Annotated in this window: 27 protein-coding genes and 2 rRNA genes; 22 read left to right on the top strand and 7 right to left on the bottom strand. The window is 40.8% G+C overall.

All coding sequences use genetic code 11. From position 1 onward, the window contains the following. Positions 1 to 109: 109 nt before the first annotated feature. Positions 110 to 224: ribosomal RNA gene (gene rrf / locus C7Y70_RS19525) — 5S ribosomal RNA — on the top strand. Positions 225 to 1147: 923 nt separating this feature from the next. On the opposite strand, the gene C7Y70_RS19520 is transcribed toward rrf, so the two are convergent. The 3 genes from C7Y70_RS19520 to hslR form a co-directional block, all read right to left on the bottom strand. Further along, the gene (locus tag C7Y70_RS19520) at positions 1148 to 2686 is read right to left on the bottom strand and encodes a phosphoenolpyruvate carboxykinase (RefSeq protein WP_058562095.1); all 1539 of its coding nucleotides are present in this window, start codon (positions 2684 to 2686) and stop codon (positions 1148 to 1150) included. Between the two features lie 262 nt (positions 2687 to 2948). Next, the gene (hslO, locus tag C7Y70_RS19515; RefSeq protein ID WP_135476616.1) at positions 2949 to 3794 is read right to left on the bottom strand and encodes an Hsp33 family molecular chaperone HslO; all 846 of its coding nucleotides are present in this window, start codon (positions 3792 to 3794) and stop codon (positions 2949 to 2951) included. 12 nt (positions 3795 to 3806) lie between these two features. Further along, a complete protein-coding gene (gene hslR / locus C7Y70_RS19510) occupies positions 3807 to 4226 on the bottom strand; it encodes a ribosome-associated heat shock protein Hsp15 (protein ID WP_135476614.1) in 420 nt (139 codons plus the stop codon). Positions 4227 to 4433: 207 nt separating this feature from the next. On the opposite strand from hslR, the gene gspC reads away from it, so the two are divergent. The 13 genes from gspC (at position 4434) to C7Y70_RS19445 (ending at position 16504) form a co-directional block, all read left to right on the top strand. Further along, positions 4434 to 5372 carry a type II secretion system protein GspC gene (gene gspC / locus C7Y70_RS19505; RefSeq protein WP_135476612.1) on the top strand — a complete coding sequence of 313 codons (939 nt, stop codon included), beginning with the start codon at positions 4434 to 4436 and terminating at the stop codon, positions 5370 to 5372. Between the two features lie 23 nt (positions 5373 to 5395). Beyond that, positions 5396 to 7459 carry a type II secretion system secretin GspD gene (gspD, locus tag C7Y70_RS19500; RefSeq protein WP_135476610.1) on the top strand — a complete coding sequence of 688 codons (2064 nt, stop codon included), beginning with the start codon at positions 5396 to 5398 and terminating at the stop codon, positions 7457 to 7459. Continuing rightward, complete coding sequence (gspE, locus tag C7Y70_RS19495; RefSeq protein ID WP_099297640.1) at positions 7452 to 9011, top strand: type II secretion system ATPase GspE; 1560 nt, start codon at positions 7452 to 7454, stop codon at positions 9009 to 9011. Before gspD ends, gspE begins: the two co-directional genes overlap by 8 nt. Further along, positions 9011 to 10246 (top strand): type II secretion system inner membrane protein GspF, encoded by a 1236-nt coding sequence (gene gspF, locus C7Y70_RS19490; protein ID WP_135476608.1) that lies wholly within the window; start codon positions 9011 to 9013, stop codon positions 10244 to 10246. Before gspE ends, gspF begins: the two co-directional genes overlap by 1 nt. Positions 10247 to 10314: 68 nt before the next feature. Further along, on the top strand, positions 10315 to 10737 hold the full coding sequence (gene gspG, locus C7Y70_RS19485; protein WP_058562102.1) for a type II secretion system major pseudopilin GspG: 423 nt from the start codon (positions 10315 to 10317) through the stop codon (positions 10735 to 10737). Positions 10738 to 10789: 52 nt separating this feature from the next. Beyond that, a complete protein-coding gene (gspH, locus tag C7Y70_RS19480) occupies positions 10790 to 11386 on the top strand; it encodes a type II secretion system minor pseudopilin GspH (protein WP_099297679.1) in 597 nt (198 codons plus the stop codon). Next, positions 11386 to 11763, top strand: a complete 378-nt coding sequence (gspI, locus tag C7Y70_RS19475) for a type II secretion system minor pseudopilin GspI (RefSeq protein WP_099297644.1) — start codon at positions 11386 to 11388, stop codon at positions 11761 to 11763. The genes gspH and gspI overlap by 1 nt, the downstream gene beginning before the upstream one ends. After that, positions 11760 to 12446 (top strand): type II secretion system minor pseudopilin GspJ, encoded by a 687-nt coding sequence (gene gspJ, locus C7Y70_RS19470; RefSeq protein ID WP_135476606.1) that lies wholly within the window; start codon positions 11760 to 11762, stop codon positions 12444 to 12446. Before gspI ends, gspJ begins: the two co-directional genes overlap by 4 nt. Continuing rightward, on the top strand, positions 12446 to 13432 hold the full coding sequence (gspK, locus tag C7Y70_RS19465) for a type II secretion system minor pseudopilin GspK (RefSeq protein ID WP_135476604.1): 987 nt from the start codon (positions 12446 to 12448) through the stop codon (positions 13430 to 13432). The genes gspJ and gspK overlap by 1 nt, the downstream gene beginning before the upstream one ends. Next, a complete protein-coding gene (gspL, locus tag C7Y70_RS19460) occupies positions 13429 to 14634 on the top strand; it encodes a type II secretion system protein GspL (RefSeq protein WP_135476602.1) in 1206 nt (401 codons plus the stop codon). Before gspK ends, gspL begins: the two co-directional genes overlap by 4 nt. Continuing rightward, positions 14631 to 15104, top strand: coding sequence for a type II secretion system protein M (locus C7Y70_RS19455; RefSeq protein ID WP_135476600.1), 474 nt, complete (start codon positions 14631 to 14633; stop codon positions 15102 to 15104). The genes gspL and C7Y70_RS19455 overlap by 4 nt, the downstream gene beginning before the upstream one ends. Before the next feature lie 2 nt (positions 15105 to 15106). Continuing rightward, a complete protein-coding gene (locus C7Y70_RS19450; RefSeq protein ID WP_135476597.1) occupies positions 15107 to 15865 on the top strand; it encodes a type II secretion system protein N in 759 nt (252 codons plus the stop codon). An 18-nt stretch (positions 15866 to 15883) separates the two neighbouring features. Continuing rightward, complete coding sequence (locus C7Y70_RS19445; RefSeq protein ID WP_135476595.1) at positions 15884 to 16504, top strand: UPF0149 family protein; 621 nt, start codon at positions 15884 to 15886, stop codon at positions 16502 to 16504. A gap of 1 nt (position 16505) precedes the next feature. Here C7Y70_RS19445 and C7Y70_RS20725 read toward each other — a convergent pair whose 3' ends face one another. Continuing rightward, a complete protein-coding gene (locus C7Y70_RS20725) occupies positions 16506 to 16709 on the bottom strand; it encodes a hypothetical protein (RefSeq protein WP_058562110.1) in 204 nt (67 codons plus the stop codon). Further along, positions 16709 to 17068: a hypothetical protein gene (locus tag C7Y70_RS19435; protein WP_099297658.1), complete on the bottom strand. Its 360-nt coding sequence runs from the start codon at positions 17066 to 17068 to the stop codon at positions 16709 to 16711. The genes C7Y70_RS20725 and C7Y70_RS19435 overlap by 1 nt, the downstream gene beginning before the upstream one ends. A 286-nt stretch (positions 17069 to 17354) precedes the next feature. On the opposite strand from C7Y70_RS19435, the gene ccoG reads away from it, so the two are divergent. From ccoG to C7Y70_RS19410, 5 genes are all read left to right on the top strand, one after another. After that, on the top strand, positions 17355 to 18785 hold the full coding sequence (gene ccoG / locus C7Y70_RS19430; protein ID WP_135476593.1) for a cytochrome c oxidase accessory protein CcoG: 1431 nt from the start codon (positions 17355 to 17357) through the stop codon (positions 18783 to 18785). Positions 18786 to 18848: 63 nt separating this feature from the next. Beyond that, positions 18849 to 19823 carry a serine/threonine protein kinase gene (locus C7Y70_RS19425; RefSeq protein ID WP_135476591.1) on the top strand — a complete coding sequence of 325 codons (975 nt, stop codon included), beginning with the start codon at positions 18849 to 18851 and terminating at the stop codon, positions 19821 to 19823. Positions 19824 to 19854: 31 nt separating this feature from the next. Further along, the gene (locus tag C7Y70_RS19420) at positions 19855 to 20478 is read left to right on the top strand and encodes a thiol:disulfide interchange protein DsbA/DsbL (protein ID WP_099297664.1); all 624 of its coding nucleotides are present in this window, start codon (positions 19855 to 19857) and stop codon (positions 20476 to 20478) included. A gap of 35 nt (positions 20479 to 20513) precedes the next feature. Then, positions 20514 to 21152 (top strand): thiol:disulfide interchange protein DsbA/DsbL, encoded by a 639-nt coding sequence (locus tag C7Y70_RS19415; RefSeq protein ID WP_099297667.1) that lies wholly within the window; start codon positions 20514 to 20516, stop codon positions 21150 to 21152. Between the two features lie 60 nt (positions 21153 to 21212). After that, positions 21213 to 21668, top strand: coding sequence for a DUF523 domain-containing protein (locus C7Y70_RS19410; RefSeq protein ID WP_099297669.1), 456 nt, complete (start codon positions 21213 to 21215; stop codon positions 21666 to 21668). 5 nt (positions 21669 to 21673) lie between these two features. Here C7Y70_RS19410 and trmA read toward each other — a convergent pair whose 3' ends face one another. Next, positions 21674 to 22771: a tRNA (uridine(54)-C5)-methyltransferase TrmA gene (gene trmA, locus C7Y70_RS19405; protein ID WP_099297671.1), complete on the bottom strand. Its 1098-nt coding sequence runs from the start codon at positions 22769 to 22771 to the stop codon at positions 21674 to 21676. A 164-nt stretch (positions 22772 to 22935) separates the two neighbouring features. On the opposite strand from trmA, the gene C7Y70_RS19400 reads away from it, so the two are divergent. Next, a complete protein-coding gene (locus C7Y70_RS19400) occupies positions 22936 to 24054 on the top strand; it encodes a DUF5610 domain-containing protein (protein WP_135476589.1) in 1119 nt (372 codons plus the stop codon). Between the two features lie 63 nt (positions 24055 to 24117). Next, positions 24118 to 24906 (top strand): glutamate racemase, encoded by a 789-nt coding sequence (murI, locus tag C7Y70_RS19395; RefSeq protein ID WP_135476587.1) that lies wholly within the window; start codon positions 24118 to 24120, stop codon positions 24904 to 24906. On the opposite strand, the gene C7Y70_RS19390 is transcribed toward murI, so the two are convergent. Continuing rightward, positions 24890 to 25369: an RNA-binding protein gene (locus C7Y70_RS19390; protein WP_099297677.1), complete on the bottom strand. Its 480-nt coding sequence runs from the start codon at positions 25367 to 25369 to the stop codon at positions 24890 to 24892. The genes murI and C7Y70_RS19390 overlap by 17 nt on opposite strands. 630 nt (positions 25370 to 25999) lie before the next feature. Here C7Y70_RS19390 and C7Y70_RS19385 point away from each other — a divergent pair. Beyond that, positions 26000 to 26187: ribosomal RNA gene (locus tag C7Y70_RS19385) — 16S ribosomal RNA — on the top strand; the annotation flags it as partial.

The raw sequence follows: 26187 nt of genomic DNA, 5'->3' as shown, positions 1-26187 counted from the left end.
AGTGAAACAAGCGAAGAAGTTAATAGACTAAAGTAGATACTTGAAGACTTTATTATCAGAAATTCCAAATTTTAGTAAGCTCGATTGAATCGAACTTACACCTAATTTGCTTGGTGATAATAGCGTTTTGGACCCACCTGACCCCATGCCGAACTCAGTAGTGAAACGAAACAGCGCCGATGATAGTGTAGCATTTGTTATGTGAAAGTAGGTCATCGCCAGGCTCCAAATAAGAGAAACCCGTTACAGTAATGTGACGGGTTTTTTGTTGTCTGGAATAAAGAAGAGCTTTCAGCTTTAAGCCGTCAGCTATCAGCTGCACAGCGTCAACCTATACACCGTAGCGTGGGTTGAGTATCACGAAACCCGCGGATAAATAAAACCACGGACGATGAGGTGTAGCATTTGTTATGTGGCTCTCTACCGCTGTGGGCACTACGCCATCCTACTGCGTAGCATTTGTAAAATATAGCTCTCAGCTTTAAGCCTCACAGCGTCAACCTGTGCACCGTGTCGTGGGTTGAGCATTAATACCCACGGATAAAAGAGCGCTATGATGCTCTCAAAGCGCAACTTATTCCCTTAACGAGGTTCATAATAACTCATGTTTTAGAACACATACGGGTATTGTAGCAATACCTTAAAAAATAAATTTAACAGCTTACTTAGTCAATGATGTCCAGCTCAGTCTTGAGTTGGGAGAAGATGTACAACTCGGAATTCTTTCTGTTTCACCTACATTCACTATTCAACCACCATTAGATCATACTGGCATATTCTAGATATAGTAAATTGTTAGACAACCGCACGTTAGCTTTGACCCAGACATTAAATATGGTCTGTCATTATTGATAGTACGAAGGAAGCTTTTAGCGTGTTCTAGAGCATTTAATAGAATGCTTTAATTGCTTTGAGTGGGATGTAACAGATGGCAGGTTATGTTGATGTGTAAAGTGATAAATATTATTAAGCTTATGTAAGGACATAAAGTAATCTGTGAGTAATGTCTTCTCTAAATAAGAGATTACCCTCATTCTTAACTGTATGTTTGCATACCTAATTTTTGAGTTGCTGTTCGTTTAAATTTTATTACGATCAAAAACGCCAGCGCGAGGCTGGCGTTTTAAATACAGATTAAAGCGTAGTATTAAGCTTTAGGGCCTGCGTTTTTAATTTCGTCTGAAACATCGTATTTTGCGAAGTTCTCAGTGAAGTCTGTTGCAAGCTTAGTCGCGTACTCAGCGTATTTTGCTTTGTCTTCCCATGTATTGATTGGGTTAAGTAGTTCGCTATCAACACCTGGTACAGCAACTGGCACGTCTAGGTTTAACACATCAATATGTTGTGTTTCAACGCCGGCAAGTTTACCCGATACGATTGCATCAACAACTGCACGTGTTGTTGGGATATCAAAGCGCTTACCAGTACCGTAAGGGCCACCAGTCCAACCTGTGTTGACTAGGTAAACTTTAGCGCCAAACTCACGTACACGCTTCATAAGAAGCTCTGCGTAAACACCTGCAGGACGTGGGAAGAAAGGTGCACCAAAACACGTTGAGAATGTAGATTCGATGTCGCTAGTAGAGCCAATCTCAGTTGAACCTACTTTTGCAGTGTAACCACTTAGGAAGTGGAACGCTGCTGCTTCTTCGCTAAGGATTGATACAGGTGGTAATACACCACTTACATCACACGTTAAGAATACCACTGCTTTTGGTTCACCTGCGCGGTTCTCTACTTTACGCTTTTCAACGTGCTCAAGAGGATAAGCTGCGCGGCTATTTTGAGTTAGGCTTGTATCGTGAAAGTCAGGAATGCCTTTTTCATCAAGTACAACGTTTTCTAGGATAGTTCCAAAACGGATTGCATCCCAAATAACAGGCTCATTCTTTTGTGAAAGGTCGATACATTTAGCGTAACAACCGCCTTCGATGTTAAATACACTACCAGGTGCCCAGCCATGCTCATCATCGCCGATTAGGAAACGCGTTGGATCTGCTGATAACGTTGTTTTACCTGTACCTGATAAACCAAAGAATAAAGCGGTGTCGCCTGCTTCACCTACGTTAGCAGAACAGTGCATTGGTAATACACCTTTCGCTGGAAGTAGGAAGTTCTGTACAGAGAACATCGATTTTTTCATTTCACCGGCATAACGCATACCTGCTAGCAATACTTTACGTTGTGCAAAGTTGATAATAACTGTGCCATCGCTGTTTGTGCCATCACGTTCTGGGTCACATACAAATGAAGGAACATTCATTACCTGCCATTGAGGTAAATCAGATGCATTATAAGATTTAGGTTCGATAAACATATTTTTGGCAAAAATGTGATGCCATGCAGTTTCAGTTGTAACAACAACTGGTAGATAATGCTCAGGATCAGCGCCAACTTCAAGGTGAGAGATGAAGTGGTCATTGCTTTGCACATGTGCTTCTACACGTGCCCATAAAGCGTCAAATTTATCTGCATCGAAAGGGCGGTTTACATTACCCCATTGGATATCATTTTCAGTACTTGATTCTTGAACAATAAAACGGTCTTTTGGAGAACGACCAGTACGACGACCGGTGTTAGCAACAAAAGCTCCATTGGCGGCTAAAGTCCCTTCGCCACGACGGATCGCGTGTTCGACAAGTTCAGCTGCAGTTAGATCGACAAAACGAGTAGCGCTTGAAGTCATGTTTATACCTAAATTGTGTGAGATTGAACGGGATAGCTCTGGGGTTCTAAAGACCTTTAAGCTGCATTTATAGTAACAGATGGATTAGGGATATTCGAGCCTATGAACACCCTAAAAACACATATATTTACGAAAAAACATGAATAATTTCAATGATACCGGTGTCATAAAAATCACAAAAATTATGACACCGGTATCAACTGCACGAACAAAAAAGCCGCACTATTTGCGGCTTAATAATTGAACAGTTTCAATCGAGTGCTTAGTTGAAGATACTCTTAATATCTTGTTCGCTAAAAATGTAATCCTTTAAGCAGTAATGGCAACTAATTTTCACTTCGCCATTGGCTGCGGCATCATCAAGAAGTGCTTGTTGGCCAACATTAACCAGTGCAGTAATTGTTTTCTCACGTGTACAGCCACATTTAAAGTGAATAGGTTGAGGCTCGTAAACGCGCGGGTTATCTTCGTGATATAAGCGGGTAAGTACAGTTGTTGCATCTAATGTTAGCAATTCTTCATCTTTAATTGTATTGCTAAGTGCTTCAAGGTGCGTGAAGTCTTCGATAGATTTTTCTTTATTAACCGGTAAGACTTGAAGCAACAAACCAGACGCTTTCTTTGATCCGCCAGTTGTATCTGTGGTAAACCAAAGGCGTGTTTGTAATTGCTCTGATTGGGCAAAGTAAGCTTCTAAGCATTCAGCCAGCGTTTCGTGCTCTAACGGAACAATACCCTGGTAACGTTCACCTTTATTAGGGGTAATGGTTAGTACCATCACACCATTGCCAATAAGATCTTTAATAGTACTGCCTGTTACTTCACTTTGTAAGCGAGCAATACCACGCATATTTTGCTGATCATCACCATTAATAACAGCATACTTAACTGGGCCATCACCCTGAAGTTGAACGGCTATATCACCCTCAAACTTTAATGTTGCAGTTAAAAGGCAAGTTGCTACTAAAAGCTCGCCTAATAGTTTTTGCACAGCAACAGGGTAATCGTGACCCGCAATCATTTCTTGATAGGTTTGTTCTATTTGAACTAGTTCGCCTCTGACGTCTAGTTGATCAAATGTATAACGGTGAAGTAAATCTTGTTGCATAAATGACATTACCTAACTTGATTTCATTTTTAAAAGTTCGCGTCTTTGTTTTTTATCCGGTTTACGATCTGGATGTGGAGCAAAGAAGCTATTATTTTTGCGAGCAATACTATTTGCTTCGCGTTTTTCTATACTGGCTTGGGATTCTTCATATAAGGTTTGTGCAATGGGGGCACCAGCACGTTTTTCAACTACTTTAAGCACAGTAATGATTTTTTCATCGACCCCTTGAGCTAATTTTATTTGAGCTCCAAGTTCAACAATTTTACTGGGTTTAGCCCGTTGCCCATTATAATGCACTTTACCGCCTTGCACCATGTCACGTGCGATTGCACGGGTTTTATAAAAGCGCGCAGCCCACAGCCATTTATCTAAACGCACACTGAGAGTTTCATTGTTAGAAGCTGAATTACGGGTGTTACTTTTTGACACAATTGTACTCTTTAAAATAGAGGCACCATAGGACAAAATTTATCATGAAACGAACTACTAAAGAAATACTCGTCGTATTTCTTAGTAGTAAAAGACCTTAATTCAGCTTGTTTACAAAGTTTAATATTAGTGCGCTTGTTGAATGAAAAATGAAAAGGTACTATAGGTTCGCGATATAGCAGTAAATTAAAATAAGAAACGACATTTATGGATCAGCAATTACAGCAGCTAAAACAGTTTTTAGGCAAATTACCTCACGCTAAATTAAGTTGGGTGGTAATGATGTTAGTCGTTGTTTACATTGCTTTTTTAATGGCTAAATTGTTTTGGCTTGTGTGGCCAGAACCAACGAATACGGCTATTCAGAGCACCTATTCTGCCCCTGAAAATACGCAATCAAATAGATCTAATTCTTCATCTATCCTAGCGCTTCACTTGTTTGGTAAAGCGGATGCACAGCCCAAAAAACCATCAGCCCGCCAAGAAAAAGTTATTAACAATGCACCAGAAACCCGTTTAAGTATTAATTTAACGGGCATCGTTGCGGTAAGTAATAATGATAAAAATGGTTTGGCAGTTATTGAATCGCAAGGGCAACAAGTAACCTACCTTGTGGATGATGTAGTGAAAGGTACTCGAGCTAAACTGGCTCAAGTACTCCCAGATCGCGTTATTCTGGATGTAAGTGGCCGGTTTGAGACATTAATGCTCGATGGTTTAGATTTTACTAAAACGGTTTCAATGCCCGTATTAGCAGAGCGTGAAGGTGAAAGGGACTTTAACCAAGGCCCTCAAGACGTTGAGCAAATTGATGCAACGGCAAACGAAGAGGTTAAAAGCTCAATCCTTGAAACGCGTGATGAATTACTACAAGACCCAGGTAAGCTTTTTGATTACATTCGTATTTCTCAAGCGATGAGAGACGGTGAGCTTGTTGGGTATCGATTAAGCCCAGGTAAAGATCCTGCGCTTTTCAAAAAAATGGGACTACAGAATAACGATTTAGCTGTTTCTATCAACGGCTATCAACTAACAGATATGCAACAGGCCATGTCAGCCATTAATGAGCTGCGTAACAGCACCGATGCAAACATTACGATTGAACGTGATGGTGAGCAAATCGATGTTCAATTTAGCCTGCAATAATTTAGCTTTGGAGTTTTAATACAATGGTTAACGCGCTACACCTCAAAAAAATCAGAAAAGGGTTAGCTAAGTACGCGACACTTTTTTTTGCGGCTAGTTTATCTCTCTCGGTGTCAGCCGTTGAGTATGCTGCAAACTTTAAAGGCACAGATATTAATGAGTTTATTAATATTGTGGGTAAAAACCTAAATAAAACCGTCATCATTGATCCTAACGTACGTGGCAAAGTGAATGTTCGCAGCTATGAGTTGATGGATGAAGCACTTTATTACCAATTTTTCTTAAATGTGTTGGAAGTTTATGGCTACTCAGCGGTAGAAATGGATAACGGCATCATAAAAATTGAAAAAAGTTCGGATGCTAAAAAATCAAATGTACCGCTAATAACAAAAGATAATCAAGCGAGCGGCGACATGATGGTTACCCGTGTTGTACGTGTAAAAAACGTCAGCGTGCAAGAGCTTGGTCCTTTAGTTCGTCAATTCAGTGATCAAAAAGATGGTGGTCACGTTGCTAACTTTAATGCAGCAAACGTGATGATGTTAACTGGGCATGCAGCTTCAGTTAACCGCCTGGTAGAAATTATTCGTTCAGTAGACCAAGCCGGTGATAAGCGCGTAGATATTGTTAAATTAAACTTTGCCACAGCAGATGATGTGGTTTCTGTTGTTGAAAACATTTACAAAGACAGCGGCAAAGGCAGCGTGCCAGAGTTTTTGATTCCGAAAGTTGTTGCTGATGGCCGTACCAATAGTGTGATTGTCAGTGGTGAAGGCCAAGCAAGAACACGTGCTATCGAACTGATTAAACGCCTTGATGGTGAACTACAAAATCAAGGTAACACCAAAGTAATTTATTTAAATTACGCCAATTCTGAAGACCTAGTAAAAGTGCTTCAAGGTGTAAGTAAAACCCTGGCAGAGGAAGGCCAATCAGGTTCAACTAAAACGCGTAGTCGCAGCCAAAATGAAACCAGCATTGAAGCTCACCCAGATTCGAATTCACTGGTTATTACGGCACAACCTGACACTATGCGCTCTCTTGAGTCAGTTATTGAGCGTTTAGATATTCGCCGAGCACAAGTATTGGTTGAGGCGATTATTGTTGAAGTAATGGAAGCCGACGGTGTTAACTTTGGCTTGCAATGGATTTCTGAGCAAGGTGGCATGGTGCAGTTTAATAACGGCAACACAGTGCCTGTGGGCTCATTAGCTGTAGCAGCAGAGCAAGCTCGTGATAAAACGATTAAAAAGAATATTACCGGAAGCGAAACTGGCAATACGACCCCTTATGAAGAAACCGTTGAAGGCGATTTAGGTCCACTTGCTGCTTTACTTGGCGGTATCAATGGTCTTGCCATGGGTATTATTAAAAATGACTGGGGCGCGATAATCCAAGCGGTCTCCAGTGATACCAATTCAAATATCCTTGCTACGCCATCTGTAACTACGATGGATAACGAAGAAGCATCGATGATTGTGGGTCAAGAAGTGCCTATTATTACCGGTTCGCAAACTGGCTCTAATAACTCAAATCCATTCCAAACGGTTGAGCGCCAAGAGGTCGGTGTTAAGCTTAAAGTAACACCGCAGATCAATGACGGAACGGCAGTACAATTGACCATTGAGCAAGAAGTATCAGGGGTAAGCGGTACAACGTCAGTTGATATCTCAATTAATAAACGCGCAATTAAAACCACCGTGATGGCAGATGATGGCGGCATGGTTGTGTTAGGTGGCTTGATTGACGAAGATGTACAAGAAAGCGTATCTAAAGTGCCATTATTAGGTGATATCCCAATTCTTGGTCACTTATTCCGCTCAACAAGTACCAGCAAGCGTAAGCGTAACTTAATCGTCTTTATTCGTCCGACGATCATTCGTGATGGCATTAAGATGAATCAATTAAGCCATAGCAAATATAACTTTATTCGTGGTGAGCAATTTAAACAAAAAGAAGACGGTATTGATTTAATGCCGCTTGAAGAAGCGCCAATTTTACCTGAGTGGAATGATGCGCTTGTACTTCCACCAACGTATGAAGAATACTTAAAACAGCAAAATGCAGACGAGCGCAATAATGACTGAAGCCATCACCCCAGTAAATGAAGAGCTTGAATCATCACTGCACGACAATGAGTTATTAACCAGTGACGATTTAGTTGAGCTACCGCCTAAACGTTTGCCATTTTCGTATGCCAGACGTGCAGGTGTGCTATTAAGTAAGCACAATGATAACTGGGTGGTTTATTACCGTGGAGAGCTTGCGATAGATGTGCTGCTTGAAGTACGACGCATCGCAGGCCACGGGTTTACTCTTGAGCAACTCCCTGATGATAAGTTTGAGCTGTTGTTAGAAGCATCCTATCAGCGTGATAGCTCTGAAACACAGCAAATGATGGAAGATATCGGTAACGAGGTTGATTTATTCTCGCTTGCCGAAGAGATGCCGCAAACCGAAGATTTACTTGCTGGTGATGACGACGCGCCAATTATTAAATTGATTAACGCGATGCTCAGTGAAGCAATCAAAGAGGGTGCATCTGATATCCACATTGAAACCTTTGAGCAAGAGCTTGTTATTCGCTTCAGGGTTGATGGTGTTCTAAAAGAAGTGCTTAAGCCAAATCGTAAATTAGCTTCATTACTAGTATCACGTATTAAAGTAATGGCGAAGCTTGATATTGCAGAAAAGCGTATCCCACAAGATGGTCGTATAAGTTTACGTATCGCAGGGCGCGCAGTTGATGTTCGTGTATCAACGATGCCGTCAAGTTTTGGTGAGCGCGTAGTACTGCGTCTACTAGATAAAAACAATGCCCGCCTAAACCTTGAAGACTTAGGAATGACGCTGCGAAATCGTGAGTTGTTTTCTGATTTGATCAGTAAACCTCATGGAATTATTTTGGTGACCGGGCCAACAGGTTCAGGTAAAAGTACCACGCTTTATGCGGGTATGAGCCAAATAAATTCAAGAGACCGTAATATTCTTACTGTTGAAGATCCAATCGAGTATGAAATCCCAGGTATTGGCCAAACGCAAGTAAATGCCAAGGTAGACATGACATTTGCTCGTGGCTTACGCGCTATATTACGTCAAGATCCCGATGTGGTCATGGTCGGTGAGATCCGTGATTTAGAAACGGCGCAAATTGGTGTGCAAGCTTCACTTACAGGTCACTTAGTAATGTCCACGCTGCATACAAACACCGCAGCCGGTGCTATATCACGTATGGAAGATATGGGTGTAGAGCCATTCTTATTATCATCGTCATTACTGGGCGTACTTTCGCAGCGATTAGTGCGTACTTTGTGCGATAGCTGTAAAGAAGCACACACTGCGGATGAGCGAGAATGCGAATTACTCGGTGTGCCAACTGCAAACCCTCCGACTATTTATCGTGCTGTAGGTTGTGAAGAATGTAACTTTAATGGTTACCGTGGTCGTACTGGTATTCATGAGTTATTAGTGGTTGACGAGGCCGTACGCGAACTTGTGCACAGTGGTAAAGGTGAACAAAGCGTTGAAAAGTATATTCGTAAACACACCCCAAGCATTCGACAAGACGGTTGTAGCCGTGTGTTAGACGGTAAAACAACCCTTGAAGAAGTATTACGTGTTACCCGTGAGGAAGGCTAATGGCTGCGTTTGAGTATCGTGCGCTTGATGGTCGCGGAAAAGAAAAAAAAGGTATTCTAGAAGCGGATACAGCAAAGCAAATACGTCAATCTTTGCGCGAGCAAGGCCTTACGCCTTTAGAAGTAGTGCCCGCAGCAGAGGGTGATAAGCAAGTGAAAGGGGCAAAACAATCCCTTTTTTCTGGCATGTTTAAATCTAAAATATCAACCTCAGATCTTGCGCTGATCACACGTCAATTAGCCACGCTTATTCAATCATCCTTGCCTGTGGAAGGCGCTGTAATGGCTGTTGCGGAGCAATGTGAAAAGCCGCGTTTAAAACGTATGCTTATGTCGGTGCGCTCAAAAGTTGTTGAAGGCTATACATTAGCGGATGGTATGTCAGAGTTTCCGCATGTGTTTGATAATTTGTACCGTGCAATGGTGGCCGCTGGCGAAAAGTCAGGGCATCTCGATGCCGTACTAAATCGTTTAGCTGATTACACTGAGCAACGCCAACATATGCGCAGCCAAATTACTCAAGCTATGGTTTATCCTGTCATCCTAGTGATATTTGCCATTGGTATTGTGTCGGTTTTATTAGGTACTGTGGTACCAAAAATACTTAAAACCTTTGAAAAGTCTAAACAAGTATTACCATGGACGACTGAGTGGGTAATGGCGGCAAGTAACTTTGTACAAAATTACTGGTTGGTATCACTTGTTGTGATTACCGCGCTGACCATAGGTATTAAACATGCACTAAAACAGCCAAAAATTCGTTTTTGGTATGATGCGAAAATTTTAGTGATGCCAGGTATTGGCAAAGTTGCACGTAGTATTAATACTGCACGTTTTGCCCGTACTTTAAGTATCTTATCATCCAGTTCAGTGCCTTTACTTGAGGGCATGCGTATTTCGGGCGGGGTATTGGTTAACGAAAAAATTAAAAAAGCCGTTGGTGATGCAGCAACTCGTGTCAGTGAGGGGGCTAGCTTGCGTGCATCATTACAGGAGACAAAATTGTTTCCGCCGATGATGCTACACATGATAGCAAGTGGTGAAAAATCGGGTGAGCTTGAGCAAATGCTCGAGCGCGCTGCCAACAATCAAGACCGTGAGTTTGAAACCATGGTAAATGTCTCGCTAAAACTCTTAGAGCCTGCGATGATAGCGTCGATGGCAGTCATTGTTTTATTTATCGTCATGGCTATTTTGCAGCCAATAATGGCAATGAATAAAGCAATAGGGCTTTAACCGATTCAAGGATTTGTAACAAGCGCGTTGTTACAGTGATTAATTAATAAGAAAACAGAGGTACGAACGTGAATAAACAATCAGGTTTCTCATTACTCGAAGTTATGGTGGTACTGGTTATCATTGGCATGATTATGTCAATCGTGGCACCTAATATTATGGGTCAGCAAGAAGAAGCAGCTATCGATAAGGCGCACTTAGATATACAGCAGTTAGAAGATGCTATGAGTCTTTATAAGTTAAAAAACAAAGCTTATTTAACAACTGAACAAGGTTTAGAAGGATTGGTCGATAAAACCAGTATTGAGCCTGTTCCTCGTCGTTTCCCTGACGGTGGCTTTATTTCTAAGTTACCTGAAGATCCATGGGGCAATCCATACCAGTTAATCAGCCCGGGAGAAGTGGGTAAGATTGATATTTTCTCTATGGGGCCTGATGGCGAAGCCGGTACTGATGACGATATCGGTAACTGGGATGAAGAAAAACAGTAATGACGAATACTAGCAAGGCGTTTCAAAACGTGACATGTGGTTTGTTATGTTAATGAGCCGCGTAAGCTTGCGCCAAACTAAGCCGCCCTCGTATAAGCGAGGGTTTAGCTTAATTGAAATTTTAGTGGTGTTGGTTGTGATAGCCTTCGCCACCAAAATGGTGGTATACAGCCTTGATGGAGGAGCTGAAGACGCTCTCGAAAAGCAAGCGCTGAGGCTGCATACCACCATTAATATGGCTTCTGAATTCGCTATTTTAAACCAAGTAGAGTTAGGCTTTCACATCGATGAGGATGTGTTTGAATTTTTAGTTTTTGACGGTGATAAATGGGTAACATTCGATCGCGAAGAGTTATTTGAACCCTTAACAATTACTGAAGAGTTTAAATTAACGCTAAACCTAGAAGACTTGGCTTGGGCACAAGAAAACTTATTAGAGCAGTCTAATTGGCGTGAGCTAATGGGCTCAGATGACGAGGAAAGTTTACTTGAGCTAAAAAAGCTTAAGATTCCACAAGTGCTTATTCTCTCTTCGGGTGAAATAAGTGCTTTCCAATTGATTTTTGAACTCCAAAAGCAACCAGAGCCAGTGTATTTCATTGAGGGCGAGTTTCTAGCGCCTGTCAACTTGCGTCGAGAGCCAGAGTAATGCGTGTAATTAAAGGGTTCACCTTACTCGAAGTAATGGTTGCACTGAGTATTTGTGCGCTTGCTGGTATTGCCGCCATGCAAGCTACTGGTGAGCATATAAACCACTTATCAAGCCTTGAGGAGCAAACTTATGCTTCGTGGGTCGCCGAGAATGTAATGGTTGAGCAGCGAGCAAAAGGGAGTCAGTGGCAAGGAAAAAATGGCGCAAAAGGCACTGAAAACATGGCGGGCATTGATTGGTACTGGCGCCAAGATGTCATCGCAACCGCAGACAAAAGCTTTTTGAAAGTCACTATCAATGTCTTCACCGATGAAAAATTAGAACAACCAGTGTACGAGTTAACGAGCTATTTAAATAAAGGTGGTACTCGGTGAAGCAGCGTGGTTTTACACTTCTTGAAGTTATGGTGGCGCTGGGGATCCTTGCTTTTGTCGTGCTAGCAACTCATCAAATTTTAGACTCTACAACGAAGGCTAAAGAAGCATCGGATGAGAAAATTGCCGAGTTGAATGGCTTGCAAACTACGTTTAGGTTGATGGACCAAGATTTTAGCCAAATGACAAAGCGCGAAGTGCGTAATCAATCTGGCGATATACAAGAAAGCTATATTTTAGCTGGGCGATATACATTGGACAGCCAGTACGATGGTATCGGGTTTGTGCGAGATGGCTGGGTTAACCCTATAAACTTACTGCCACGCTCTGAGCTGCAAGCAGTAGGTTACCGTGTTATTGACGATAAACTTGAACGCGTTTATCGCGTATACGTTGATCAGCTTGATAACACCGAGCCCCGTTCACAAGTTATTTTAAGTGATATCGAAGACCTCAAATTTGAGTTTTTAGATGATAAAAATGAATGGCAAGAGCAATGGGAAATCAAAGCATTGCCAAAAGCTGTGGCGGTGACGATTCAACAAATCGATCAAGAGCCACTTAAACGTGTATTTTTGGTGCCGGGTAATGGCAAAGTAACCGTATCTACTGCTCCTGCAAATAATGGTGGTAGTGGAGCGGGCAATCGAACAAGTAATCAAGGTCAGCGAGGAAATGGCTGATGGCGATTAAATCATCCCGTGGTGCAGCACTTGTTATTGTTTTATTTATTGTCGCTTTAGCCTCTATCTTAGCTGTTGAAATGAGTGCTAACTTAATGGTGCAAGTACAACGTAGTACAAACATTCAAGGTCATCAGCAGGCTAAGTGGTACGCCTATGCGGCTGAAGAGTTAGCCATTAAGGCTTTACTACAAAGTAAAAAAGATGATCCAGACAAAACAACATTGCAGCAAGTTTGGGCGCAACAAGCTGGAGTGCCTTTTCCTGTTGATAACGGGACTATTGAAGGGGCTATTACTGATCTTCAAGCATGCTTAAATTTAAATGCACTAAGGGCTGAAGCCCCAGCGAGTGGGAAAGTGAAAACCAACCTAGCACACACCGCTTTATTGGAATTGCTAAAAAACATTGAAGATTTACCTGCTGATGAATCTGAAGAAAGCATGGCCGATAGCGTGTATGACTGGTTAGATAAAGACAGCATTACCTATCGCTCTGGCGCTGAAGAGGATGAGTATTCTTCGCGAGATTACCCTTATTTGACGGCAAATAATTACTTTGCATCGACGTCTGAATTGCGGTTAATTCGTGGTTTTAACCCATTAGTTATGGAAAAACTGTTACCGTTTGTCTGTGTTATACCGGGTAGCGAACTACTTGCAATTAATGTTAATACACTCGATCCAGAACATGCACTTTTATTGAGTGCCTTCATTGATGGCTTAGATGAGTCTGGAGCACAAAGCGTACTTGCTGCGCGACCAGATGAAGGTTTCAGTGATATAGAAGAATTTTTTGAGCAGATAAATCAACAAGGGGCAAGAAACGTCAAGTCCATTGAGAAGCTGTTCACTATCAATAGCGAATATTTTAAACTACAAGCGCAAGCTGAATTTGTAGAGCTGCGTTTTTCGATGACCACTTTACTACATGCCAAAGATGGCGAAGTAACTATACTGGCGCGAAAATTTGGAGGCGTACAGTGACAGAAATACTCTTGATCCGCACGGGTCAAACCCAGCAAGATCGTATTAATTGGTTGGTATATTCACCATTAGAACAAGAAATAATTGCCAGCGGCGAAGTGCCTCATGCTGAGCATTTAAGTGAATTGACTGACAAAGCAAAACAGCGTGAAGTTGTTGTATTGCTGCCAAGCGATCAGGTTCAGTTAAAAACAGTTGAACTACCCACTAAATGGAATCGTAAGTTAGAACAAGCATTACCGTATATGCTTGAAGAAGATATTGCGTGTGATATTGACGACTTATTTATTGCGATTGCAGAGCCTACTCAGATTGAAGATAAACATGCTATCAATGTCGCTATGACCGACCGCGAGTGGTTTGAAAGTTGGCTTGATACCTTTGCTGAGCATAATATTGATATCATCAAACTGATACCCGATGCATTATTGTTACCAACCTCTGAAAACGGGATTAGTGCAATTGAGTTAAACGCTCAATGGTTGTGTAAGTATGGTGAATGGCACATCAGTGCAGTTGAGTCTTCTTGGATGGCTGAGTATTTAACGGCACTTGGCAATCCAGAAGTGGCGCATTACAGCCCCGCAACAGATTTTCCAGAATCAGTGTCCTTAACTGCCCAAACAGCGGACTATGATTTGCCTTTAGCGTTATTTGCTAAACAATTACCAACAACAAAGTTTAATTTACGTCAAGGCCCATACCAGCTAAAGAAAAAGACACCACTTTGGTGGGGGCACTGGAAAGGGGTTGCCATTGCAGCCAGTATCGCTTTGGTCAGTTCTGTGGTTATTAAAGGGTTTGAGTTATATCACCTGAACAGTGAACTTGAAGTGGCCAAGTCGCAAGTTGTTGAGCGTTACAGCAAGGCTTTTCCTCGTAAAACTGTGCGACCTCACCTCATCAGAAGTCAAATTAGAGGTGAACTTGCAAAAATTGAAGGTGGAAGTAGTGCTGGCTTTTTAGAGTTAACCAGTGAGCTTGTCACTGTGTTTAGTCAAGTGAACGATTTTACACCAGAAACCCTACGTTATGATCAACGTCGTAATGAGTTGCGAATCCGTGCTCGCGGCAAAGACTTTCAAACCTTTGGTAAAGTTAAATCGATTCTAGAGCAGCGAGGCTTAACGGTTGACCAAGGGTCATTGAATAATGATGGTGACTTTGTTGTTGGTGAATTAAAGCTCGGAGGTGCAGCATGAAGCAGCAACTTGAAAAGTATTGGGGCTCCTTAAAAGAGCAAGAGCAGCAATTGATTATGGTTGCAGGCGGTATTTTTGTTGTTTTCGTTTTGGTGATGGGCATTTTCAGACCGCTTAATAGCGCCATTGCACAAGCGCAGGCAGATCAAATAAAGCAGCAAGAATTATTAACCTGGGTTGATAGTAGTATTGTTAAACTAAAAGCGGCGGGCAGCCGCTCTATTAGTAACAATAAAAATTTAAGCCAGATTGTCAATGCGACGCGTGGCCGTTTTGATATCACCATTAGCAAAATGCAACCAAGTGATAACTCATTGCGCTTAACCATCGATTCAGTTCAATTTAACAAACTTGTTGAATGGCTTGATGAAATGGTCAATAAAGAAGGTGTGCAGATTGAGAATTTAGATCTTAGCCGTGATGACAAGCAAGGTTATGTGCGTGTAAGCCGACTGGTATTAGAGAAGTAATAATGAAAAAAACAGCATTTCTTATCGTTATATTTATTTTTAGTTTTATTGTTTTTGCTTTATTAAAAACACCCGCAGCTGTTGCGCTTAATCTTGCAAGCAGCCATTTACCAAAAGAGCTTGAGATTGGTAAGGTATCTGGCAGTGTGTGGCAAGGTCGTATCATGCAGTTACGTTTTGATGGTGAGCAAATTAATAACCTCAGTTGGGATGTTTCAGCGTGGTCACTACTTACAGGGCAGCTGTCAGGTAACCTGAAATTTGGCAATATTAGAGATACATCAGATATTTCAGGCCGAGGTGACTTCAGCTACGGTTTACTTGATCAATCGGTTGCACTTACCGATGCCACATTGAGGCTAAGCGTAGAGCGTGCAATGAAGCGTTTGCAGTTGCCGTTACCTATTAATGCTAAAGGCCGCGTTATTGTAGATTTAGATGAATATAATTTGGGTGTTCCATATTGCGATACTTTGACAGGTGAAATTGCAAGCCCTAACATAGATGTGCAAGGTTTATCGGGCTGGTTTAGTATCGGCCCATTGAGTGGGCAGTTGAGTTGTAAATCTGGTGATATTGCTGTGTTAGTTGACCCCGATAATCGTTTAGGGCTGGAAGCTGATGCGGTATTAAAAGCTAATTTAGATTTTAAAGTAGCTGGCTTTATTAAACCCGATTTAACTTTACCAAAAGAAGTCCATGATGCAGCTCAGTTTTTAGGGCGTGCAGATAGTGATGGTCGTTACCCCCTTAATATTTAATGGTTGATTGAGTTTTTCATGCAAATACCCGCATTCACAGAGCAACACGCAGAACAGTTAAATAATTTTTTAGCAGGGCACAGTCAAGCAATGACCTTAGCGCAAAGCCAAGGATATTTGTTTGCTGTCATTTGCTCACCAGAGCCATTAGATGTACACGAATGGCTTGAAGTCATTGTATCTAATACACAAGGTCAGCTAGATGAAGAAATCTTATTTTCTTTTATGGCGTTGTATCACCAAATAAGTGAGCAAGTATATGAAACCGGGTTCAAGTTACCATTATCGCTAAAGCATCATGCTGATAATGATAGTTACCTCGATTTAGATGATTGCCAAATGTGGTGTCAGGGTTTTATTCAAGGGGCACAGGTTTATTACAATAAGTTGAGCCAAGTAACAGGCTTAGATGCGGCCTTATTAGAGGCTTTGCAAACAGCGTATGCTAGTTTAGGTTTTTTTGCGTTAGACGCTGATGTAATAGCCGCGATTGCTAAGCAGAATAATCTATCTGAAGTACAGTTAGCGCAGAGTCAGTATGAATTGATGGGCGATTTCGCGTTAGGGTTTGCTGAATTAATAGAGATAGTTGCTGTTCAAAGTGGGCTATACACAGAAGACGACGAAACTTGGAACTAGGTTAACCTAGTTCCAATACTATTTCGGTACAGCCCTTAGGGCACTTTGCAACCCCTTGGCCTGGCTTAGGGGTTTTTAGATCCAGTGTTAAAATACCTTGGCATTTCTCACACTTCACTGTATTTCCTTTCGCCAGCTTTTTTAGCAGATTCTTGTGCTGATTAAACGACGCACTGCTTTTCTTTGTTAACGCTGAAAAGTCCACTATTTACCTCGACGCTCAGCAAGCGACTCTGCGGCAATTTTACAGACTGTGTTTAGTCGATCTTCATAAAAGTATAAATTGAGATCGTTGCTGCGGCAGTAGCGAGTATGAAAAAGTTGTAATTGCTCATCTGTCTGCAACGTTTCTTCTAAATACTCAAGTTCAGAATCAGAGAGTGAGAGTGCTGACTTGATTCTGTTTTTAGCCATGTTTGCAGCAGGCCCACGATTAATATTACTGGCATCACTTAAAATACCAACACCTTGGCCAAGTAGTTTTTCTCTTGGTTCTTTTATCATCGGGTGGTCGATTGTAAATAATGCCAGTACGACGATGACAAGAAAAAGAAATTTTTTCATAGTTTAATTAACTTTGATCTGAACGGGTAAGAGTTGAACAACAGTGTAATAAAATGCACCTTTATAAAGCAAGTGACTAAGATGAATAATTAATGGCAATCAAAGCCAGCTTTTTTAGGCAGACTTGATATAATGCGTAAGAACGATTAGATTTTTCAGAAATCTCTGAACGTTACTAGGCTAACGTTCAATTTTGCACTATTTTTACAGTTAAGGTTCGCTACTTAGCATGTATAGTTTGCAAGAATGTTCGATTATTATTCTCCAAAGGCGTTGAGGGACTTCGATGGACAAGCAAATAAAAGTAAAGAATATACCTACAGAGGTAAAGATTGAAAGGCCTGATCTTAATGCCCCTGAGGACAGGTTTAATCCCCGAAATCGTATATATGTACGTGCAGTAACAGGCTTGCATCAACTGCTAAGGCAGCGTATTGGCTTTATAGGCATGCTCGCATTTATGGCGCTACCGTGGATAAACTTTAACGGCCAGCAAGCTGTTTTGTTTGATTTGATTGGGCAAAAGTTTAATATTTTTGGCCTTACATTATGGCCTCAAGATTTTACAATTCTTGCGTTTATTCTCATGCTATCAGCTTTTGCTTTATTCTTGGTGACAACCTTTTATGGGCGAGTGTGGTGTGGTTATACCTGTCCACAAACGGTGTGGACGTTTATCTTTATTTGGTTTGAAGAAAAGTTTGAAGGCACAGCCAATCAACGTAAAAAGCTTGATCAACGGCCCATGGACTTTGATAAGTTTTGGCGAAAGACTGCCAAGCACGGTAGTTGGATCGCTTTTTCTTTATATACGGCGCTTTCTTTTGTTGGCTATTTTACACCCATAAGAGAGCTGCTCCCTGACTTTGTTACCTTAAATGTGGGCGGTTATGCATTGGTCAGTATTATCGTATTTACGGTGTGTACTTACGGTAATGCAGGGTGGATGCGTGAGATTATGTGCTTACATATTTGTCCTTATTCACGCTTTCAATCAGCGATGTTCGACAAAGACACATTTACTGTAAGTTATGATGAGCAGCGCGGTGAAAACCGTGGCCCTCGCTCTCGTAAACAAGACCCAAAAGAACTCAACCTAGGTGATTGCATTGATTGTAACTTGTGCGTACAAGTATGTCCCACGGGTATTGATATTCGAAATGGTCTACAAGCTGAGTGTATCAACTGTGGGGCCTGTATTGATGCGTGTGATGGGGTAATGGATAAGATGAACTATCCGCGTGGGCTTATTTCATATACCACAGAGCGCAATTTAGAAACGCCGGATAATAAAACCAATCCGATGCGCCCTAAAATAATAGGTTACATCGTTATTCTAGTGCTTTTAACTTCAGCGCTGGTGGCGAACATTGTGCTTCGCAAGCCTATGGACTTAGATATTATCCGTGATAGAAACCAGTTGTACCGTGTTGACTTTAATGGACTAGTTGAAAATACGTATACCCTTAAAGTGATCAACAAAGCGCAATATGAGCAGAGTTTTAATGTAAAAGTTCAAGGGCTAGAAAACTTTGAATACATAGGTAAGCAAACATTTACTGTACAAGCGGGTGAATCACATAACGTTCCATTGTCATTAGTGATGGATCCTTATGATTTGAAAAGACCAGTAACGAAGTTTAACTTTGTTTTATCACCAACAAATGATCCGAGTTCGCAAATTTCGCAGCCGAGTAACTTTTTTAAAGCGCGATAGTTAAGTACACTAACATAAATTAAAAAGCGGGATTTTCCCGCTTTTTTTATATTGATGAGAATTATGAGTAAATTTAGCTTTGAAGGTTTGACACCTGACTCAATATTGGATGCAGTTGAGAGTATTGGTATTTATGCCGAGTCTGGTTTATTAGCGTTAAACAGTTACGAAAATCGGGTTTATCAGTTTAAAGCTGAAGATGGAAACCGCTACGTCGTGAAGTTTTACCGCCCAGAGCGCTGGAGTAAAGCACAAATTTTAGAAGAGCATCGGTTTGCGTTTGAACTCGCTGAGGCTGAAGTACCGGTTGTTGCGCCTATTATTCATAATGGTGAAAGTTTATTTGAACATAACGGGTCTCTTTTTACCTTGTTTCCGAGTGTAGGTGGGCGAATATTTGAAGTTGATAATCTCGATCAATTAGATGTTTTAGGGCGTTTAATAGGGCGTATGCATCAAGTTGCACATGCTAGTGAGTTTAGTCAACGTCCCGTGATGGGATGCGATGAATATTTAGATACAGCTAAAATTCAGTTACAAAGTAGTAATCTCGTGCCCAGTAGTCTTGCGACTGCATTCTATACCATTCTTGATATGGTGATTACTGAGACTAAAGCGCAGTATCATGATGTTAAGACAATTCGCCTGCATGGTGACTGCCATGCAGGGAATATACTTTGGGCTGGGGATGCACTTATGTTTGTGGATTTAGATGATAGCCGCCAGGGCCCAGCCATCCAAGATTTATGGATGATGCTCAGTGGTGATCGAAATAACCAGCTGTTACAGTTAGATACCCTAGTCGCTGCGTATGAAGAATTTTGCGACTTTGACCACTCTCAACTCAAATTAATTGAACCTTTACGTGCGATGCGTATGATTCATTATATGGGGTGGTTAGCTAAACGGTGGGATGATCCTGCATTTCCAAGGAACTTTTCATGGTTTGCAGATGACAAATACTGGGAGCAGCAAATTTTAGCACTGAAAGAGCAGTACTCTGCACTAAAAGAGCCGCCGCTAAAATTATTGCCATAAAAATTATTTTAAAAAGTTAATAGAGAGTCCAATGCTTAAAAAATTAAAATTGAGTTTATTACTATTGTGTTTACCTTTTGCCGCGTTGGCTGCAGATTTTAAAGCCGGTGACCAATACACAGTGTTAGATATTGAAAAAAGCAGCACACCGCAGGTGACAGAGTTTTTCTCATTTTATTGCCCTCATTGCTTTAAATTTGAACCTGTTGCAAAGGCGCTAGAGAAAAGCCTACCTTCAGGCGCAGAGTTTGTTAAAAGCCATGTTAATTTTTTAGGTGGCTTATCTCCACAAGTACAAAGCAACTTGAGCTATGCCTACATTATTGCCAAGCAAAATGGAAAGGGTGAGCAAGTTGCAGATCAAATCTTTAAAAGCATTCACGTTCAGCGTGCTCCCCTTGATAATATTAAAGACGTTAAGCAGCTGTTAGAGTTAAATGGTATCGATAACGCAAAGTTTGACCAAGAGATTGCGAGTATGCCAGTCATCGCGGCTGAGCGAGCAATGCAAGATAAGCAAAAGAAGTTTTCAAAATTGGGTGCTTTAACGGGCGTGCCAACTTTTATCGTTAATGATAAATATAAAATCAATATTAATACCATCAAGAGTCAACAGCAGCTTGATGAGTTAGTTGCCTTTTTATTAAAACAATAAGCGATTAAAACAATAATTTTTGGAGTGAATGAATTATGATTAAATTAGTTAAGGCTGGATTGCTGGCACTATTGTTACCTCTAGCTGCAACTGCGGCGCCATCGAAGTATGAAGAGGGTGTGCATTACGAAGTTGTATCTGAGCGAGCGAGTAAAAAGCCAGAAGTGAAAGAGTTCTTTTCATTTTACTGCCCTGCATGTAATAACTATGAATCGCTGTTGGATGAAGTTAAGCCTAAACTTGATAAAAGTGTTAAGTTTAAGAAAAGCCATGTTGATTTTGTCGGCGTACGTAATGCTGAAAATCAGCAAATGATCTCTCAAGCACTCGCAACCGCTGAAGTGTTGCCGCAAAAAGATGCATTAATTGCTGCCATGTTTAATCATATTCATGCAAAGCGCGCCAAGTTCAATGAGCTTGCTGACATTAAAGATGTATTCGTAGCGCAAGGCGTTGACGGCGACAAATTTGATAAAGTTTATAAAAGCTTTTCAGTACGTACTATGTCTTCAAAAATGAAGCGTGAACAAACTTATTACCAAGAAAAAGGTGCATTAAGAAGTGTGCCGACATTTATCGTTAACGGTAAATATAAGCTTAATCTAGGTCGTGAAACTGGAATTACAGCGCCGGAAGATATCAGTAAGTTGATTAACTACTTAGCGGCAAAGTAACCGAGTCACAGTAATATAATTAAGAAGCTCCGTTCGCGGAGCTTTTTTATTGGACAAACAATGAAAAAAATACTTGTTTCAAGCTGCTTACTTGGTGCCCCCGTACGTTACGATGGTAAAGGGCAGGAGCTTGCTCATCCACAAATAACTACATGGCAATTACAAGGTCGAATTATGCCTCTTTGTCCTGAGGTTGCTGGTGGGCTGCCTATCCCTAGAGCGCCAGCCGAGATCAGGCACGGTAAAGTGATTACAAATGACGATGAAGATGTAACAGCTGCATTCAGGTTAGGCGCGAAGAAGGCCTTACAATTATGTATGTCTCATAATATCCGCTTTGCACTGCTAAAAGAATCAAGCCCATCATGTGGTCGTAATACAATTTATGATGGCTCGCATCAGGGTATTAAAGTTGCGGGAATGGGGTTAACGGCGGCATTACTAGAGCAAAATGGCATTAAAGTATTTAGTGAGATACAAATGCCAGCACTTTTAAAAGCGCTGGCTGCATGCTGAACAGTTTATTTCTTTTGTAAGAAAACACCCGATTCGATGTGATGGGTATAAGGGAACTGGTCAAAAATGGCAAAACGTTTTACTTCATGGGTTTGACATAAATGCTCTAAATCTCGCTCAAGTGTATCTGGGTTGCATGAGATATAAATAATGTTTTCATAGTTAGCGACTAAATCACATGTCAGCGTATCCATTCCAGCCCGCGGTGGATCGACAAGGATAGTTTGGCAATCATAACTTTTTAGATCAATCCCTTCTAAGCGTGAGAACGTACGCTCACCATTCATAGCTTGAGTAAATTCTTCACTCGACATACGGATAATATCTAAATTAGTCACATTATTTTTTGCAATATTATATTGAGCTGAGTGCACCGATGACTTTGAGATTTCTGTTGCAAGCACTCGATCAAATGAGCCTGCCAATGCAATGGAGAAGTTACCATTACCACAGTAGAGCTCTAGTAAGTCGTTTTTAAGTGGCGCGCATAACTGTTGCGCCCACTCCAGCATTTTTATATTTACCTTAGCATTTGGCTGAGTAAAACTGTTTTCAACTTGTTGGAATATTAATTCTTGGCCATTGACGGTTAAGCGCTCTGTGACAAAGTCTTCACCTAGTACTTCTTTTTGTTTACGAGCACGACCGATAAAATCAATTTTAAACGTCTTGCTCAGTTTAGCTTTAAGTGCTTTTATTTCTGCCATCCATTGTTCATCAAGTGGCTTATGGTAAAGCAGGCTAACTAATATCTCACCGCTTAAAGTAGACAGGTAATCAATTTGGAATAATTTACGGCGTAAAACTTCGCAGCCTTTTAAGTTGTCGATCATGGCGGTCATTACATCACCAATTAAAGGTGCTGCAGGGTCAAAGGTATCAACACGTATTTTTTCTTTTGTAGCTTGATCAAACATAATGTGGAATAAATCGTCACCTTCATGCCATACTCTAAATTCAGCGCGTTGACGATAGTGAATAGGCTCAGAGCCAAATACTTCTAATTGCTCAACACCAAAACGTTGGAATTGCGCAATGATACGTTGCTCTTTCTCGTTCAACTGCGCATCGTATATTGATGTATCTATCTTAATCACTGCCATTATGCTTGCTACCTTTTTCTTTAAGCTACTTATCGGCGCTATTGTAGGGGGCAGAGAGTATTTGTCTAGTTTTGCGTAATGAAAGGTGATGTTTTTTTGTACATTTATCTTTAGTTATTTTAGTTCAGGCCGATAACAAAGAATGCAACTATAGGAGTCGGATCATGAAAATTGGCAATTTTGGCTATGTGCCTAACAATAACGTCAATCAAAACAGTAACAAAGCCGGTGCACTGCAGCAACCGACAATACAATCTCCCCAAGATAGTTATCAGCAACGTGGTAAAGAGCTCGCTGCCAAAGTGCTAGGTGAGAAAATGGCTGAAGCGCTGGGCTTGCCTGTAGTGGAAGAGAAAAAAGATAAACCCCTGTTTGATTTTGAAGAAATTGTTAAAAACGTTTTAGGGTTTGTTACGGGTGCCGTAAAAAAAGCGCAAGCTGATGGTGCCGATGACGATCAGCTTAAAGAGATGCTTGGTGCAGCACGTAAAGGTGTTCAAACCGGGATCGATGGTGCTGTCGACGAATTAAAAGGCACGGGTGTCTTTAATGATGAAATTGAGCAGGGCATTGAAAAGTCAAAAGAGGGTATTTTCAAAGGCCTTGATGATTTTGAAGAGGATTTATTTAATCCAAAACCTGATTCTGTCAGTGTCAGCCAAGCCCAATATCTAAGTTTAAGTAACAATGCAGAGTACAAATTCACAACTGCTGAAGGCGATGAAGTGAGCATAAGCTTTGCAGATGCTTTCAAACAACAGTCAGCAAGTAGTTATCAGCGCTCCGGTGAGAATGAAGGGTTTGCACGAGAGTCATCACAGTCTCGCGATTTATCGTTTAGTATGTCTGTAAATGGTGACTTAAATGAAGATGAGCAAGAAGCCATCAACGCCTTAATGGAAGATCTTCAAAATGTGAGTCAAACCTTTTTTGGTGGCGACCTAGATGAGGCTTTTGAGCAGGCACAAGAACTGAATCTCGGTAATGAGCAGCTGGTGGCCTTTTCGATGGACTTAAAGCAAACTAAAACGTTTGCGTCTATAAAAGGTTATGAAGAGAACAGACCAGCCCCAGAGAAAGATATCGCAAATAAAGTAGCCCCTTTTAATGACGACTTAAAAGAGTCATTTAACAAAGCAAATGAACTTGGCTTACAAAATCAATTATCAGGTATTCTTCAGTGGTTAAACCAAGACCAAGAAGAGATTGGCAAGCTTGTTGATTATACAAAAGCAATGTTTGAACAAATGAATAACTTGCGTGATACGGTATCTGAAGCTTAGGCTTTATTTTACAAAGAGTGCATGGCAAACTGCTCAGCTTAAATTAAGTCTGGAGCTAGTAGTTTGTCATCACATATTTTAGTATTCGATTCAGGTATTGGTGGGACAACGGTACTTGATCATATTCAAGCATTAATCCCTAATGCCTCTTTTAGCTATTTTATGGATAACGCTTACTTACCTTACGGTGAATTAAATTCGCAACAGATTATTGCAAGGCTAACTTCTCTTTTACATTTCATCGAAAACGAAAACCTTCACGTTGATATATTGGTAATAGCGTGTAATACGGCATCAACATCAGCATTAGCAGCAATTAGAGCGTTAACCACTATACCTATCGTAGGTGTGGTACCGGCAATTAAACCAGCTGCAAGTATAACCAAAAGTAAACGTATTGGCTTATTAGCCACACCAGCAACCACACGTAGCATATACACAAAGCAGCTTATTGAAAATTATGGGCAAGGGGTTACCGTTGATTTATATAGCAGTGTCGAACTTGTGGCTATTGCAGAGCAGCTTTATCTTAATGATGAATATAATAAATTAAGATTCGAACAAGAGATGCAGAGGTTAGAAGTTCATAAAGATACAGATGTACTTGTTCTTGGGTGTACTCACTTTCCTATATTAGCTAAACATATAGATAGCTATTACGCAGGGGTAATACAGTTACTAGATTCAGGTGCAGCAATTGCCAATAGAGTTAAAGCGTTATTAAATGAAGATAACGAAAAGCGGCTTGAGCCTTATGTTTTAGCAGAGCAAAAAAAACCGCTGCATTATTATGCAACGGCTTCTGTATTAACGACTAAGCTAAATATAGTCAGTGTTAAGCTGATTGATTAGTCTCAGTACGGATTGAGCTAGCATCATCATCTTGTTTTTGTTTCGCTTCACGAACTTTTAGCGTTCGCTGTTGAAACTCACTATCATTTAATTTAGTTATTGCATTGTCTGCATCAGATTCTGCCATTTCAACAAAACCAAAGCCGCGACGCTTGCCCGTGTTTTTATCCTTTAATAGGCGAACGTTGAAAACTTTACCTTGTTCTTCGAATAAAGCACGAACAACACTTTCATTTGCACGATAAGGAAGGTTGCCAACATAAAGTGTTTTTGTTTTTACTTCAGCTTCTTCAACTACGTCAGATGACATCGCGCCAACAACAAGACCACCAACTATTACACCTACGGCAAACAGCAAGCCAGAGCTTAGTGCTAAACTTGAAAGTGCAAAGTTGACTATAACAAAACCAATAACAGCAAGAACAACTAAAGAGATAAGAGATTTTTGATCGGGTAATTTCATTTTGATCTACCAATAAACAGGAAATAAACATTAATTTAACATTGTGAACTTGCTATCTTAACGCGATAAATAAACATATCAATGTTATTTATGTGAAATTATTAAATTTACGTTAGAAAATGGGTTTAAAACTCGCGTTAAGTGACTATTTATCGGGTTTTTGAGTGCTTTTTGAGCGAACAGTTAAAAGTTTTAAAAAAAGGGTTGATCTGTTTTTGGATCTCCCTATAATGCGACCCCACTGAGACGGCAGAGCAGGCAACGCTTAGCGAGGCAAGCAGCTAATCAGTAAGTCGAGTAAAACTTGAGTTTAGATTTTTTAAAAAGTTTAAAATTAAGTGTTGACAAAAAAATAGGAAAGCGTAACATGCGCAGCCCTAGCGAGATAAAGCAACGCGCTTTAATCGCAACGTTCTTTAACAATATAAAGCAATCATCTGTGTGGGCACTCGTACACATTGAGTTCTAACAGCCAAGCTACTTCGGTAGTGAGGCAAAAAAATTTAGAGTCTCAATTGAAACTGAGTGACCAACAGCAATAAATTTATTTATTGCAGCACAGTCAATTCAATATCGAAAGATATTAAATAAATTCAGAATTCATTGAGCTGTCGAAAGACAAAAAACTTTTAATTGAAGAGTTTGATCATGGCTCAGATTGAACGCTGGCGGCAGGCCTAACACATGCAAGTCGAGCGGTAACATTTCTAGCTTGCTAGAAGATGACGAGCGGCGGACGGGTGAGTAATGCTTGGGAACATGCCTTGAGGTGGGGGACAACAGTTGGAAACGACTGCTAATACCGCTTATGTTCTATG

Source organism: Pseudoalteromonas sp. KS88 (assembly GCF_004766475.1).
Classification (GTDB): Bacteria; Pseudomonadota; Gammaproteobacteria; order Enterobacterales; family Alteromonadaceae; genus Pseudoalteromonas.
This window is presented reverse-complemented; position numbering and strand designations above follow the sequence as displayed.

What these genes read in the sequence shown, in the direction of transcription:
- C7Y70_RS19520 (WP_058562095.1), bottom strand. Translation starts at nt 2,686, where the DNA reads ATGACTTCAAGCGCTACTCGTTTTGTCGATCTAACTGCAGCTGAACTT.
- hslO (WP_135476616.1), bottom strand. Translation starts at nt 3,794, where the DNA reads ATGCAACAAGATTTACTTCACCGTTATACATTTGATCAACTAGACGTC.
- gspC (WP_135476612.1), top strand. Translation starts at nt 4,434, where the DNA reads ATGGATCAGCAATTACAGCAGCTAAAACAGTTTTTAGGCAAATTACCT.
- gspD (WP_135476610.1), top strand. Translation starts at nt 5,396, where the DNA reads ATGGTTAACGCGCTACACCTCAAAAAAATCAGAAAAGGGTTAGCTAAG.
- gspE (WP_099297640.1), top strand. Translation starts at nt 7,452, where the DNA reads ATGACTGAAGCCATCACCCCAGTAAATGAAGAGCTTGAATCATCACTG.
- gspF (WP_135476608.1), top strand. Translation starts at nt 9,011, where the DNA reads ATGGCTGCGTTTGAGTATCGTGCGCTTGATGGTCGCGGAAAAGAAAAA.
- gspH (WP_099297679.1), top strand. Translation starts at nt 10,790, where the DNA reads ATGAGCCGCGTAAGCTTGCGCCAAACTAAGCCGCCCTCGTATAAGCGA.
- gspI (WP_099297644.1), top strand. Translation starts at nt 11,386, where the DNA reads ATGCGTGTAATTAAAGGGTTCACCTTACTCGAAGTAATGGTTGCACTG.
- gspK (WP_135476604.1), top strand. Translation starts at nt 12,446, where the DNA reads ATGGCGATTAAATCATCCCGTGGTGCAGCACTTGTTATTGTTTTATTT.
- C7Y70_RS19455 (WP_135476600.1), top strand. Translation starts at nt 14,631, where the DNA reads ATGAAGCAGCAACTTGAAAAGTATTGGGGCTCCTTAAAAGAGCAAGAG.
- C7Y70_RS19450 (WP_135476597.1), top strand. Translation starts at nt 15,107, where the DNA reads ATGAAAAAAACAGCATTTCTTATCGTTATATTTATTTTTAGTTTTATT.
- C7Y70_RS19445 (WP_135476595.1), top strand. Translation starts at nt 15,884, where the DNA reads ATGCAAATACCCGCATTCACAGAGCAACACGCAGAACAGTTAAATAAT.
- C7Y70_RS19435 (WP_099297658.1), bottom strand. Translation starts at nt 17,068, where the DNA reads ATGAAAAAATTTCTTTTTCTTGTCATCGTCGTACTGGCATTATTTACA.
- ccoG (WP_135476593.1), top strand. Translation starts at nt 17,355, where the DNA reads ATGGACAAGCAAATAAAAGTAAAGAATATACCTACAGAGGTAAAGATT.
- C7Y70_RS19425 (WP_135476591.1), top strand. Translation starts at nt 18,849, where the DNA reads ATGAGTAAATTTAGCTTTGAAGGTTTGACACCTGACTCAATATTGGAT.
- C7Y70_RS19420 (WP_099297664.1), top strand. Translation starts at nt 19,855, where the DNA reads ATGCTTAAAAAATTAAAATTGAGTTTATTACTATTGTGTTTACCTTTT.
- C7Y70_RS19415 (WP_099297667.1), top strand. Translation starts at nt 20,514, where the DNA reads ATGATTAAATTAGTTAAGGCTGGATTGCTGGCACTATTGTTACCTCTA.
- C7Y70_RS19410 (WP_099297669.1), top strand. Translation starts at nt 21,213, where the DNA reads ATGAAAAAAATACTTGTTTCAAGCTGCTTACTTGGTGCCCCCGTACGT.
- trmA (WP_099297671.1), bottom strand. Translation starts at nt 22,771, where the DNA reads ATGGCAGTGATTAAGATAGATACATCAATATACGATGCGCAGTTGAAC.
- C7Y70_RS19400 (WP_135476589.1), top strand. Translation starts at nt 22,936, where the DNA reads ATGAAAATTGGCAATTTTGGCTATGTGCCTAACAATAACGTCAATCAA.
- C7Y70_RS19390 (WP_099297677.1), bottom strand. Translation starts at nt 25,369, where the DNA reads ATGAAATTACCCGATCAAAAATCTCTTATCTCTTTAGTTGTTCTTGCT.